The sequence below is a fragment of the Paenibacillus sp. J22R98 genome, from assembly GCF_059383835.1.
Map to the genome: position 1 here is coordinate 21,502 of NZ_JBXENW010000013.1, position 13,955 is coordinate 35,456.

Consider the following 13,955-nt stretch of genomic DNA (forward strand, 5'->3'; position numbering starts at 1 on the left):
ATTCCGCCGCACCAAGTCCCTTTAAGCATACCTCTCTGCTGACGTCATACGGACGTCTTTATCCAGGATCACATGGTCCACGAATCCATCCGCATCAATAATGCTGTTAGACATGACTACGCTATCGCGGACGACCGCTCCTTTGCGTACATGAACCCCTTCAAACAGGATGCTGTTCAACACGGTCCCTTCAATGATGCAGCCGTTGGCGATAATCGAATTGCTTGCCCTTGAGCCTTCGACATACCGTGCAGGCGGCTCGTCGTTCAGCTTCGTTAGGATGCTTCCCTGTTGAGCAAACAACCCTTTACGAATACCGGGACGCAGCAGCTGCATGCTGTTCTCGTAATAACTCGCTAACGTATTGACCACGCCTAAACAGCCCTCATGCAAATAGCTCTGAATATGAAGCTGATCAACCCCGCCCATGATGGCATGCTCCACGAGATGATCCTGCCCTTGCGCCAAAGAGGTATCGACCAAATCAAGCAGCAGCTCCATGCGCATGATATACATTTCCATAGAAATCAGATCATTGTCCGACTCGTCCGCCATCTTCTCGATGGAGGTGATGCGGCCGCTAGGATCCGTCTTGACCTTCCGTGCTTTGCCGCCCAGCAAGTTATTCATCTGCTTGCAGATGATCGTAATATCCGCCCCGCTAGCCTGATGAGACGCAATTACCGGTTTAAAATCCACGTTACAGATCATATAACCGCGTGTAATCACAACATACTCGCAAGAATGATGCATAAAGTAATCGCGATTCTGATAAAAGTGATACAGGTCGCCGCGTTTCGTTTCATGCGCATGTTCCGTAATGAACGGCGGAATAATGGATAACCCGCTATCCCGCTGCTGAAGATCCCAGTGTTTGCCCGAGTCAAGATGATCCATCAAAGCGCGATATTTCGTATGGGCGAATATGCCGACCTTCGTAATGCCGGAGTTTGCCATACTCGATAGTGCAAAATCGATCAGCCGATATTGGCCGCCGAAAGGAACAGAAGCTAAGCAACGACTCGCCGTAAGAGACCCCATTTCATCCGGTGCATGGATGAGATTGATTATGCCGAGAATATTTGCTTGCACAGCTGCTCTACCTCCGTTATGGAATGATGATTCACTACCGTAACCTCACTGAATTCCGGGCTGCCAATCGTAGCCCCGTCCGGGATAACGGTTCCCTCTGCGATAATTGCCTTGTAGATGCTGGCTCCCTTGCCAATTCGCACCCCCGGCATAATAACCGAATCCTGGATTCGACTGTCCGGCCCCACTTGAACATCGCAGAAGAGCACCGAACCTACAACAGTCCCCTCCACAATGCAGCCTTCCGTGACTAACGAATTCGATAGCTTTGCCCCAGCTCCCGCAAAATGCGCCGGACGATTCGGTTGAACCGAATAAATCGGCCAATGATTATCATTCAGATTAAGGGAAGGCGTCTTCGCGAGCAGATCCATGTTCGCTTCCCATAAGCTCTCCAGTGTGCCGACATCCTTCCAATACCCGTCAAACGTATAGGAATCCAGCTTCATCCCATCATCGAGCATAGCCGGAATAACGTCTTTACCAAAATCATTACCCGAAAGTTCATTGGCTTCATCACGAATCAAATATTTCTTAAGTGCCGACCACGAGAAGATATAAACACCCATTGAGGCCAGGTTGCTCGTTGGTACCTTCGGCTTCTCAACAAAGGACGTAATGGCGCCAGTATCGTCGACATGCATAATGCCAAACCGACTTGCTTCTTTCAAGTCTACTTGCAAACAAGCGATCGTTACATCGGCTCCGCGCGCCTCATGCTGCTCCAGCATCCGATTGTAATCCATTTTATAGATATGATCGCCGGAGATGACTAGCACATATTCGGGCTCGAACTGCTCGATAAAACCGATATTTTGATAGATCGCATTCGCCGTGCCTTTATACCATTTACCGCCTTTTTGTTTCATATACGGAGGTAGAATGGACATCCCGCCATCGCGTCTATCCAGCCCCCAAGGGCTGCCGTTGCCCAAATAACTGTTCAGTACAAGAGGCTGGTATTGCGTCAGCACACCGACCGTATCAATGCCCGAATGTACACAGTTGCTTAACGTGAAGTCAATGATTCTATACTTCCCTCCGAAATGCACTGCAGGCTTCGCCAACTCCTGTGTAAGTACGCCTAATCGCTTTCCTTCGCCTCCAGCAAGAAGCATAGCCACCATTCTTTTTTTGCTCATCAACAACATCTTCTCCTTCTCTGATCGAGCTTACGTACCACCAAAACTGCCGCCACATGGTTCAGATTCAACTACAATATATATCCTTATTTACATATACTATTTTCCATTTATTTGAAAATGAAAAACAGCATTAAAATCCAGCTTTAAATTATTAAACTAGGTCTAATTGGTTAGTTGATAGGTTTGAGAAATGCCCTCAATTCGTTATTCAGTATACCTTCCAGCCATAAAGTTTGAATCCTACTTCCAGCACATTCGTGCCCTACGTTTCGACAGTCCCGCTTCGTATGCATGTCGAAATGAACTAGTTACCATTCTTGCAATGGATAAAATAATCTATGTACGAACGCATTATTTATGCTTTTCTCTCCAATTTTTCACAGAACGTCCATAAAAATTGTTGTTTCTTTTTCTTCCTGCATAAAACTGTCATTTTCCATGAAAACCCTTCAGGCATGTACGTTGTCGAAAAGAATTTGCATTATTGCACCTCTATTTTGCTTGAACGCATGGATGAAGCGCTGCCACAAATACTAGTCTCCTTTTAACGACGATTTCTTGACGGATTGTCGTTAATTTTCATAGAAAAAGAAGCAACCTTAGTCCTATTGATAACGGACTGAGATTGCTTCCTAAATGGCAAGGTTGTCTAAAGCAAATATCTAATATAGATATACGCGCTGGATAGGGCGATGGATAGAAGCATAAGGGGAAACGCCATTTTGAAATAAGCGAGAAACCGAATGGGATGCCCTTCCTTGGCAGACAGGCCGGCTGCAATAAGATTGGCACTTGCACCGATTAAGGTTCCGTTTCCTCCCAGGCATGCACCGAGCGCGAGACTCCACCATAAGGGCTCCACGTTTCCCACTCCCATCGCTCCCATTTCTTGAATCATCGGAATCATCGTAGCCACGAAAGGAATATTGTCCAAGAATGCAGAGGCAATCGCGCTAAGCCATAGGATGAGCATAGAGCTGGCTGCGACATTGCCTTCCGTTAACGAAATCGCCTTTGCGGCAAGCTCTGCGATGACTCCCGTTTCGACCAGACCGGATACGAGGACGAAGAGACCGACAAAGAAGAAGATCGTGGTCCATTCCACTTTACGAATGGCTTCTTCCATCCGATGTTCGCCTGTAAGTGACAGCAGCACGAACGCTCCGGCAAGGGCAACAGTCGCTGATTCCACATGCAATGCCTGATGCAGGAAGAAGAACACAATCGTCGCAGCTAATACCGACATGCTTGTGATAAGCAGCTTACGGTCCGTAATAAACTTCGTTGCATCAAGCGCCATTAAGCGTTGCTTGCGTTCATCCGTCGTATGAAGCTTCTTTCGGTACAGAACGATAAACAGCGGGATATAGAGCGCCATGATCAGTGCAGCAATCGGAGCCATATTTTCGATAAAAGCAATAAAAGTCAGCTCCTTCACGGCGCTTCCGATCATAATATTCGGTGGATCTCCAATCAACGTCGCTGTCCCGCCTACATTTGAAGAAATAATCTGCGTCACAATAAACGGCATCGACGCAACGCGCAGCTGCTTTGTGATGCTAAACGTTACCGGGACGATCAATAGAATGGTCGTTACATTATCCAGGAAAGCGGAGCCGACCGCTGTGATGAGTGATAGGGCAATCAATATACGAATCGGTTCCCCTTTCGCAACCTTAGCCGCTCTTATCGCTACGAAAGTAAAAATACCCGTTTCAGCCGTTACCGACACGATGATCATCATGCCGACCAGCAATCCCAGTGTGTTGAAATCAATGTGATGCAGCGCCGTAGATTGATCTACGATACCAAACAGCACCACTGCGATGCCGCCTAACATGGCGATGATCGTCCGATGTATTTTCTCTGATAGAATGAGCGCGTATGCCACTAAGAAAATCATAATTGCCCAAATGGCTTGTTGTTCCATAATTTCTTCCTCCAATTCGATAATGATCTGACCTGTAAAATTTTACTAATTAAAGACAACAAAAAGAAGCCTGTCAGTGACAGGCTCCTCCGGTAAATCGACGTCTTCAATTAGTATCTATCATACACTTCAAACTGGTTTTATGCAAAAATTTAATCCTCATCCGGATCAGACACGAGCTTGCGTTTCACTCTTCCCGGCCTGAGCGCCAGGACGTAGAGCAGCGACAACACAAGCGCGGTCAATGCCTGTACCGAGTATCCGTGAGCCGGCATCAGCAGGATCTGCGGAAGCCAAATTAGTATGGCACATAGGAGAGCAGCTAGCCGATCGACGCGCACTACCGCATCATGGCGAGTCTGCTCCGGCAGCGGATAGACATGCCGCCAGACCGAATGGCGATGCGCTTGCGTGAGCACGCTCAACTGAATCCCGCTCAACCACACGAACAAAATGCAGACGCCGGCCGATCCCCAGCCTGACCACAGGCCGGAATAGGCAGATAAGCAGCCCGTAAACACGCCGAGTCCGGTTAAACGCAGCAATATGCCGCCGAGCTCGGTACGAATCAGTGTAAACGTATAAAGATAAACAAATGCATGTTCTCTCCGGTATCGAATTCGCCTTGCCATCCATGACGCATAAGGCCGTGATTTGACCGCTGCCGATTCAGTCGGTACATCGGTGAACGCCCCGAAGAAAACATCGTACCTGCGCCGAGTGCGCTTCTCTTCCTCAATGAGCAGCAGCCACGGAATCGGATAACGCGGCATCCGTAAGTATAGAAGTCCGAAGAGACAACCAACAACGGCGAGATAAATCGCTGTCTTCCATATCTCGGTATGCAGCAGCGCGCCGACGCCTACCGCCGTTGCGCACCAACGAAGCAGTCTTATGCTGCGCCTGCTTCCAGCATGGACAAGCTGACGCTCGCGCCAAGCCGCCCCCATGTGCAGCAGCTTTAGCAGCAGCGCTGCAACTATGATGAATATGGAGCTTGTCTGGCCATGCGCCGCGATGTAGAGCGGAATATAAATGCCGCACATCAGCAGAACTGCAGCCGTAATCCCCATCCCGTTATAACGAAACGACCGTCTCAGATAGGACGGCAGCTGCGCTTCACGCGGCACCAGAAACACTACATCTGCCTCGCGCAGCCATGTCCTCAGAGGGCTCCAGCAAATGAACGGCGTCAGCACGGCCACGCCAACAAGCGTGATCGGGAAGGAAGCCGGCATATTTCGCAGCAGCATCCCGTAACCGGCTAAACCGGCCAGCAGCAGCATGATCGTTACACCCGGCAACCCGCTCTGAACAATATAGCGAAAATAAGGCAGTGCTCCGCGCCAGAATGTGCTTGAGCGCGTGCGCCATAAGGAATCAACCGATCGCTCCATTGGACCCTCCACCTGCCACAAGCCGGTAGAAGGCTTCTTCAAGCGAACCGGCTCTGCTCTCGCGCGGCATTCCGGCTGCCTCGCACACATCCTGCAGCGTGCCTTGCGAAACAACTGCGCCTTGATGCAGCACGATAAACCGACTGCAATACGATTCTACCGTCGATAAGATATGGGAGCTCATAAACACGGAGGAGCCTTCCTTCGTTACCTCGACCAGTTTATCCAGCAGGGAACGAATACCGAGCGGATCAAGACCGAGGAACGGCTCATCAATGACATACAGCGCGGGTCTTGCGAGCAGCGCATTCATGATCATGACCTTTTGCCGCATGCCTTTGGACAAGTGAGCCGCGAAAGCGCTTCTCTTCGGCGTCATATAGAACTCTTCCAGCAAGCTCTCTGTTCGCTGCTTATATAAGGATTCATCTACATTGTAGGCCATGCCCGTCAATGCCAGATGCTCCTCAACCGTCAGCTCATCGAAGAGCAGCGGCGACTCCGGCACATAAGCCAGCGAGCTGCGATACGCCTCCGAATTCTCCGCCAGCGTATGACCGCTAATGCGGATCTCCCCGCTATGCGGCTGCATCAGCCCGAGAATATGCTTGATCGCCGTACTTTTGCCTGCACCGTTCAGCCCAATGAGTCCAACCATTTCGCCCGCACCGACTTCGAAGGACAAGTCATGGAGCACCGGCCTGCGGGGGCTGTAACCGCCTGTTAACCCTTTTACCTCTAAGACTGGCTTCATCCTGATCACCTCTACATTCTCACCCTGATACTACCAAATTTTCGGCTAAATGAAAAATCGCAAGCAAAAAGGCCCCATGCCTGCAGCAATGCAGGACATGGGGCCTTCTACGTGCTCGTATATTATACGACTTTGATGGAATAAACGAGGTTATTAAGGACAGTTAGTTCCACTGCACGACCGGCTACGAGCAAGGATGCGTCGCCAACAATCGCTACGTCAGGAGCCGTGTTAAACACATACGCTTGTGTAGTGCCGTTTTCTGTACGCGTGATCGAAATCGTCGCGATTTTACCTTGTGCATTCAAGGAATAGGAGTTGAACAAGCCAACTTGAGTTGTAACAGCAGGCTGCTCAGCAGCAAGCTTCGTTACTTCGATGAAAACAACTTTGTTTTGGTACGTGCGAACAAGAACCTCGTCGCCTGCTTTCAGTGCCGATACGGCAACCTTCACGTTATTGCGGAAGATGAAGACATTCGGGTCAAGCGCAAGTGCAACTTCGGTGTTGTTCGGTTTCACAACTACGATTGCGTTGCTTGCTGGATCAGCTTTCAGCTTACCTGTGATAGCTTGAGCGTCTTGATCCGGAAGCTGCTCATCCGTACGGTCAAGCAGAGCCGCAAGCTCGGCGCGTGTTACTTGTTGGTTCGGACGGAACGAGTTGTCCTCGTAGCCTGTGATCAAGCCTTTCTCGATCGCTACTTGAACATAACCGACAGATCCTGCAGGGATTTTATCCGCATCGCGGAATGTCAGATCCGAGTTCACTTTCGCTTTCGCTTCTGCTTCCAGGCCCAATGCTTTCACAAGCAGCGTTGCCGCGAAAAGGCGAGTTGCCGGCTTGTCCGGTTGAATGGCATCGTCCGTCTCGCTGAACAAGTCTTTCTCAAGCGCTACAGCCACGTATCCGACTGCCCATGGGTATTTTTTTGCAAGCACGTCTGCGTCTTTAAAGTGAAGCTTAGTGCTCATTTCAGCTTGCGATTCCGCTTGGTCTTTCAAACCCATCAAACGAACAGCTGCAACGATGGATTCGATGCGCGTAATCTTCTGTTGCGGTTTGAACGTACCGTCATCATAGCCGTTGAACACGCCTTTGGAAGCCAGACGGATAATGTACTCAAGCGCCCATTTCAGTTCTTTCTCATCCTTGAACTGAAGGTTGATGCTGTGTTTGTCATTATCTTTTTTGTTATCGTTCTTTCCGTTGTTGCTTTGGTGATTGCCTTTATCGTCATGTCCTTTGTCGTTACCGTGAGCAAACGCGCTGCCTGCGCCACCTGCCAGGGTTAGTAACGCCACTGATGTAATTGCCGCCTTTTTCAAAATGGCTTTTTTCATGGTGCTGCCACTCTCCTCGCGAATGCGGTCCGTGCCGCTTTTTTTACTTTCGCTCATATCGTTCGGGGAGTGGCACGACATTTAAGGGGGTCATGGTCAAAATAAAGTTCGTCCGTTCGTCAAAAACCGAGGTTTGACGCGGAAAAATCAGCCTTATTTTTCTTCGGAAGCCGAGTATGCCAATGGGAAATATTGATTGTCGTACAGGTCGCCTTCCTTCGGACGAGGACCTAGCAGACGAATGTTATCGACGTTCTGGATCTTCTTATAAGCCGTTCCTTGCGGGATATAATGCGCAACGATGCTAAGACGCGGATCGTTGGAATAATTTTGTCTGGATCCGTGGATCGTATACGAATGGTGGAAGCTGACTTGACCGGCTTTCAGAATAAGCGGCTCTTCGCGCCATGGCTTCTCATCGACTTCCATTTGTTTCTTCACGGCCTCCAGCTCCGTATTGAAGAAGCCGTCAGAGTTCAGCAATCCCCATTTGTGCGAGCCTGGGATCACTTGCATGCAGCCGTTGGAGAGATCTGTATCCTGCAGGGCAATCCAAGCCGTTACTAGGTTTGTTGTGTTGGTGCATTGCCAGTACACGTAATCCTGGTGCCAGCCTACATTGCCTACGGATGTTTCTTGGCCTTTGCCGGTACCCGGCTTGTAGATCGCTTGGTCATACCAGACGCGAACTTCGCTCGTATTCATCAAGTTTGCCGCCAATTTGCCGAGTTTGCGAGCGGTTACCGTTTTGTACACCTCGTCGTTGATCCACCAAGCATTGTCGATCTTGCGCAAACGCGTCGGGTTGTCACTTGGGAACCATTCCGTAAGCGGGTATGCGTCACCGTCGAAATCTTGATTCCAAATGCGATCATGCGCTTTGCGCAGCGCTTCTACCTCTTCAGCATCAAAGACAACCGGACTAATCCAGTAGCCGTTTTCCTCGTAAAATTGTTGATCTAGCTTCGCTTGTTCCGCAGTGATTGGTTTCATTGTTATCGCCGTCCCCTCTAATCGATCAATTTGTATATCCATACCTAGAATATACAGTCGGAAACACGTAATGTATTGTATGTCTACTTCTTCATTTGTATAATTGTAAGATGAAATGGAGGGGTTCGCATGCATGCTGACAACCAGCCTCGCATCGGTGTAGAGGCGCTGATCAAGTCGGTGGATCAGAACTGGAACCATATTCGTATCCATTCCTGCGGATTCTGGGAGAACTTAGGCTGGGATGGTCCGGGCAGATGGTTCGAGCTCAATTACTTGTCCGGCGGAAGCCAGCTGGTTATCCAAGACGGTCAGCCCGTCCAGTTGAAGCAAAGTGATCTCCTTGCTGTACAAGATACGCTTCGGAATAGCTCCTGCGCAGGCGGGCAGTTTCGGCTTTATTATATCGGCTTCTATTCGGACAAAGCGGAGATCAATAGGGCTTTCCGCGAGCTGTTCGCCAAACTCAAACTGGATACGCGGCCAATGGCCGTCCAAGGCTTGCAGCAGGACTACCAGGCGATTATGGCTGAGCTGAATTTAGGACGCCAGGATTCGGTCCTGGTGAAGCAGCACTTTCTGCATCTGCTCGTGCGTATCTATCATGGCGTGTCGCAAACCTCACAAAGTCCGCATCATAAGCTCATTCATGCGGTCATGAACGATTTGCACGAACGAGTTTATAACGCCGGCGAGCGGCTGCTGCTGCGCGAAATTGCAGCGCGATATTCGCTGAATGAGCGATATCTTAATCAGCTGTTCAAGCAAGAAACCGGCGTCACGATCGGCATTTATATGAACGCGATTCGCCTCGAGCAAGCCAAACGGCTGCTCGAAACGACATCGATGCCGATCACGGCCATCGCGCACGCCGCCGGATTCTACGACGGCGCGCATTTCAGCCGCACGTTCAAGGGCAAGGAAGGCGTCTCGCCCCAAGAATATCGGGCGATGCAGCGGGGGGCTTTAGATTAGTATGTAAAAAACTGTACCTCAGATTCTCGGGTACAGTTTTTTTGCGTATTCTCCACTCTTCGTACGTATGTGACGCGCTAACGAACCATGAGGACCTTATTTACACGAAAATAGCCTCCTCAAAAATCTAACGAACCCTAGGGGCGCTAGTATAGGAATACGGAGTGAAAAAGTCCCTTTTTATACCAAATAAAGCCAGTAGGGTTCGTTAGGGCATTGGCTCAAAAAAAGGCCGTCTCAGAAACAGCATCGCGCTGCTTTTGAGACGGCCCTGCTTTCATCTATTGCTGCTCGCCGTCACGCTTGGCTTTCAACCATTTCGGCGCGCCTTTGTTCTTGCGTTCGCGCTCTTGATCGCGCTTGGACTTCGTCGGCTTCACCGGCTGCATCGCTGCTGTCTTAGCAGCTGCTTGCGGTCGGCCCGCCGATGCGCCGACTCTCGCGCCGCCGGTGCCGCTTGCCTCCGCGCTTCCGCGTTCGCTCGCCGCTGCCGGACGCGAATCGCTCGGTGCAGCCGGGCGCACCGGCCGAGCTGCGCCGGCTCTACCCGCGCCTGCACCACCGCCGCGCGCCGCGCCGCCGAAGCCTGCTCCGCGCTCACCCGCTCCGCCTTGCCCACCGCGAGAAGCATCGCGACTATAAGAATCGCGACTGCCCTGTTCCTCACCGGGATTCCACAGCTTCCCGTGAGACATCGTTTTCTCTTGCAGCTCAATACCGAGCTGCTTGCGGAATTTATCCATAATGAACAGTTGTTGGCGCGTCACAATGGAGATAACCGTGCCCGGCTTGCCCATCCGCCCGGTTCGGCCGGAGCGATGGACATAATGATCCGCATCCAATGCCGGATCGAGATGTACAACCAAGGGCAAATCCACAATATCGAGTCCGCGAGCCGCAACATCCGTGGCTACCAGCAATTGAAGTCGCCCTTCACGGAAACGAGTCAGCGTCGATGCGCGCTTCTGTTTATCCGCATCGCCATACAACGTCTCCACGCTAAACCCTTCATAGCTCAGCTTCGCTTCATAATTGGCAATCTCATCGGTTTCGTTGATGAACAGCAGCGCTGCGGCTGGCTTCAGCATCCGAATGAGCTTCCTCGCCGTGTCTGCTTTATCCCGACGTTCACACACCACAAAATAATGCTTCACCTGTTTGCCGGCGTTCTGATCTGCCGTCACGTCCACGCGCTGCGGGTCCTGCATCCAGCGTGCTTCCACATCGACCATCGCCTGCGGCCTTGTCGCCGAGAAGAACGCAATCTGCCGATCGCGTACCATGCCCCGCAGCAGCGTTTCAACCTCGACCGTCGAGCCCAGATTAAACACTTGATCCGCTTCATCGATAATCACGAGCCTTATATGATGCAGCTTCAGCTTACCGGACTTCACTAGTTCATGGATCCGTCCCGGTGTACCAACGACAACATGCGGATGCTGCCTCAGCTTCTCGACTTGACGCTGCATCGAAGCGCCTCCGATGAGCTGCTGCGTCTTCACGCCGATCGCTTCACCGTAGATTTCCGCAACGCGAAAAATCTGCATCGCCAGCTCCTGCGTTGGCGCAAGCACCATAACCTGCACGTCCTGTTTAACCGTATCCACACGCTGAAGCGCGGGCAGCATGTACGCAAGCGTTTTACCTGTACCCGTCTGCGATTTGGCAGATACATCATGCCCCGCTAACAATACGGGAATCGTCGCCGATTGCACCGGGGTCGGTTTTTCAATTTGATTCAAAAGCAGTGTTTCTACTAGCTGCGGATGCAGCTGCAATGTTTCCCATGTCACGTTCATCAAACTCCTCATCTGCTTGCTTCCTATTTCCGATTCAGCCAGCGCCCTGCGAGCCTGTCTGCCAAACGCGGAAATAATCCATAAATCCGAATGCCGATGGATGCCGACCGCGGCAAATCCACTTCCGGCTTTCTCCGTTTCATCACTTGCACAATCACTTCCGCCACACGCGCCGGCTTCAGCATAAAGCCTTGTACTTTACTCGCATACTGGCCTTGCGGGTCTGCTATATGTAGAAAGGGGGTATCGATAGGCCCCGGATTAATCGCCGATACATAAATATTCATGGAAGCAAATTCCGATCGCATCGCATTGGTTAGCCCAAGAACGGCATGCTTGGTTGCCGCATAACCTGATGACTTCGATGTGCTAAGCTTCCCGGCCATGGAGGCAACATTAATAATATGGCCCCCGCCTTGCTTTTGCATAATAGGCAGCACCGCTTTGGTACACCGAATGATACCCATATAGTTCGTATCCATCATTTCTTGGAATCGCTCGATCGGAGCATCCGCGAACAGCTCAAATACCCCATAACCCGCATTGTTCAGCAATATATCGATCCGGCCAAAATCCTTCGCGATTTGCTGCACGACGCTCTCAACCTGTTCATTGTTGGTCACATCCATCCTATAGCAGCCATTCGTGCCTCCGATAGCAGCCGCAACCTCACGAAGCTTATCCAGCCTTCGTCCGGTAAGGATCGGAATCGCCCCGGCAGCCGCCAGCAATTTGGCCGTTTCCGCGCCAATCCCGCTCGCCGCACCGGTTATAAGTACAATTTTCCCACGCAACATCGTGATCACCTGACTTTCAGTTTACTGCAACAGGTACAAATAGGCAAAATAGGACGCTACTTATGGCCCTAAACACGAAAAAAAGCTCCACTGGGAGCTCGAATCGTGTTACGATGCAATTAGTACCTGGATGTCCAGCTCTCCGATTCCATCCATAATCAGCGGAATGGTTAACGCTTTCGTAGCTTTAAAATCAGTCGCCTGCGATGAAAGTACCAGCTTCGGAGGAGTAATGTCGACGCGCACGCCTTGATTAAAGAGCATCGTGCTGGCATTTCCGCTAATCATATTGCCAAGCTCCGATATCGCGCTTTTGCCCATCTCATCCATTTCCGAAATGATATATCCGCCCATCATAGCCGACACCATTTTCAATGCTACTTCTTCACTTAATCCAAATACAATATCACCGTTCATCTGACCGTTTATTCCGATTTGTATCCAAATATAATCTTGGGTAAACTTAACTTCTTTCACGCCGAGCTGACCAGTTGAAGGCCGAATTTGGATGACTTGTTCGATGACTATTTTAGCGGACTCTAAGAAGGGATTAATATATTCAGCCTTCATCGTGAGGTAGCGCCCCTTTTCGACTTAATTCGATGGCATTCATCTTTACCAATGATTATACAAGAATAGTTAGGTCAAGTATACTACTCAATTAGAGCTGAAGTTTAAAGATTTGTAGAAATGCGTCGAACAAGAGTCTCTGGGAGGATAACCGTGCCGAATGTATGGACCCATTTTCTATTTGGGCAGCAATGCCTGCAAGTGATTGGTGAACAGCATTTAATTGCTGCACCGCACCGAAAAAATATGTTTAATATGGGCTGTCAGGGCCCGGATTTTCTATTCTATCATCGCTTCCTGCCTTGGCAGAAAGGGAAAACGATGACCCAGCTCGGGAGCGAAATGCATCAATTCCACTGCGGCCCCGTTCTTCTGGACCTATTGGATGCTCTGGATAGCACATCCGAAGCAGATTCTGCAGCGGGAGGCGATGCGCTCGTCTACACGCTGGGATTTGTGCTGCATCATTTATTGGATCGTGTTATGCATCCTTACGTATTCAGCCGCTCCGGCTCTCGCAAATGGGATCATCAACGTTTTGAGGTCATTATGGATACACTCATTGTTCGTAAGCTGCTTGGTACGGAGACGTGGAAGACTGAGGTATGGCGCGAAATTAACAATAAAGGGGAACTGCCCGCTTCCGTCGTGGATGCGTTCGAGCAAATTGCCGCTGTTCATTACCCGCAGCTCGCTCCGCTGATTCGCCGTGAGCACTGGACCGGCGCCATGCGAGATATGATTGCGGCGCAGCGTTTATTCTATGATCCTACGGGGATCAGACGCCTGCTTACTTTTGGCCAAATCGAACCATTCGTCTATAAACGCGATTCGCTTCAACTAGATATATTAAACGAGTCCCATGCGCCTTGGCTCGATCCGGTCGATGGACATACGCTGCATACGGAAAGTGTGTGGGAATTGTGGGACATGGCTATGGCGGATGCAACAACAATCATAAGCGCTATTCTGGTATGGCTTCGGGAGAAAGACCCGCTGCAGCCGATTCTAGGCAGCAATGAACTTCCTTCCCCCTCCAAACATCAGCTCCGCGAAGCGGTCGCTCAATTGATCGGCAACCGCTCCTACGAGACGGGACTTTCTTGCGACTGCGGGGCATCCATTCAATTCGAAGATCCGATCTGGACGACGGTATGACC

12 protein-coding genes are annotated in these 13,955 nt (G+C 50.5%); 2 read left to right on the forward strand and 10 right to left on the reverse strand.

Annotated elements, in window-relative coordinates; translation table 11 throughout:
• Window positions 1-21: 21 nt before the first annotated feature.
• The 7 genes from glgD to AC50Y3_RS27330 all read right to left on the reverse strand — a co-directional run bounded on the left by glgD (window position 22) and on the right by AC50Y3_RS27330 (window position 8,654).
• A complete protein-coding gene (gene glgD, locus AC50Y3_RS27300; protein WP_494821868.1) occupies window positions 22-1,092 on the reverse strand; it encodes a glucose-1-phosphate adenylyltransferase subunit GlgD in 1,071 nt (356 codons plus the stop codon).
• Window positions 1,068-2,234, reverse strand: a complete 1,167-nt coding sequence (locus AC50Y3_RS27305; protein ID WP_494821869.1) for a glucose-1-phosphate adenylyltransferase — start codon at window positions 2,232-2,234, stop codon at window positions 1,068-1,070. Before AC50Y3_RS27305 ends, glgD begins: the two co-directional genes overlap by 25 nt.
• A gap of 652 nt (window positions 2,235-2,886) precedes the next feature.
• The gene (locus AC50Y3_RS27310; protein WP_494821870.1) at window positions 2,887-4,167 is read right to left on the reverse strand and encodes an ArsB/NhaD family transporter; all 1,281 of its coding nucleotides are present in this window, start codon (window positions 4,165-4,167) and stop codon (window positions 2,887-2,889) included.
• A gap of 152 nt (window positions 4,168-4,319) precedes the next feature.
• Window positions 4,320-5,564, reverse strand: a complete 1,245-nt coding sequence (locus AC50Y3_RS27315) for an ABC transporter permease (protein ID WP_494821871.1) — start codon at window positions 5,562-5,564, stop codon at window positions 4,320-4,322.
• On the reverse strand, window positions 5,548-6,318 hold the full coding sequence (locus tag AC50Y3_RS27320; RefSeq protein WP_494821872.1) for an ABC transporter ATP-binding protein: 771 nt from the start codon (window positions 6,316-6,318) through the stop codon (window positions 5,548-5,550). The genes AC50Y3_RS27315 and AC50Y3_RS27320 overlap by 17 nt, the downstream gene beginning before the upstream one ends.
• 122 nt (window positions 6,319-6,440) lie before the next feature.
• Entirely contained in the window at window positions 6,441-7,661 is a 1,221-nt protein-coding gene (locus AC50Y3_RS27325) for an S-layer homology domain-containing protein (protein ID WP_494821873.1), read from the reverse strand.
• A gap of 153 nt (window positions 7,662-7,814) precedes the next feature.
• A complete protein-coding gene (locus AC50Y3_RS27330; protein ID WP_494821874.1) occupies window positions 7,815-8,654 on the reverse strand; it encodes a phytanoyl-CoA dioxygenase family protein in 840 nt (279 codons plus the stop codon).
• A 129-nt stretch (window positions 8,655-8,783) separates the two neighbouring features.
• Between AC50Y3_RS27330 and AC50Y3_RS27335 the strand changes: the two genes are divergently transcribed.
• Window positions 8,784-9,629, forward strand: a complete 846-nt coding sequence (locus tag AC50Y3_RS27335; protein ID WP_494821875.1) for a helix-turn-helix domain-containing protein — start codon at window positions 8,784-8,786, stop codon at window positions 9,627-9,629.
• Between the two features lie 281 nt (window positions 9,630-9,910).
• Here AC50Y3_RS27335 and AC50Y3_RS27340 read toward each other — a convergent pair whose 3' ends face one another.
• The 3 genes from AC50Y3_RS27340 to AC50Y3_RS27350 form a co-directional block, all read right to left on the reverse strand.
• Window positions 9,911-11,428, reverse strand: coding sequence for a DEAD/DEAH box helicase (locus tag AC50Y3_RS27340; RefSeq protein WP_494821876.1), 1,518 nt, complete (start codon window positions 11,426-11,428; stop codon window positions 9,911-9,913).
• A 23-nt stretch (window positions 11,429-11,451) separates the two neighbouring features.
• Entirely contained in the window at window positions 11,452-12,225 is a 774-nt protein-coding gene (locus AC50Y3_RS27345; protein WP_494821877.1) for an SDR family NAD(P)-dependent oxidoreductase, read from the reverse strand.
• A gap of 108 nt (window positions 12,226-12,333) precedes the next feature.
• Entirely contained in the window at window positions 12,334-12,795 is a 462-nt protein-coding gene (locus tag AC50Y3_RS27350; protein WP_494821878.1) for a chemotaxis protein CheX, read from the reverse strand.
• A gap of 153 nt (window positions 12,796-12,948) precedes the next feature.
• Here AC50Y3_RS27350 and AC50Y3_RS27355 point away from each other — a divergent pair, with 153 nt between their 5' ends.
• A complete protein-coding gene (locus AC50Y3_RS27355) occupies window positions 12,949-13,953 on the forward strand; it encodes a zinc dependent phospholipase C family protein (RefSeq protein ID WP_494821879.1) in 1,005 nt (334 codons plus the stop codon).
• Window positions 13,954-13,955: the final 2 nt, after the last annotated feature.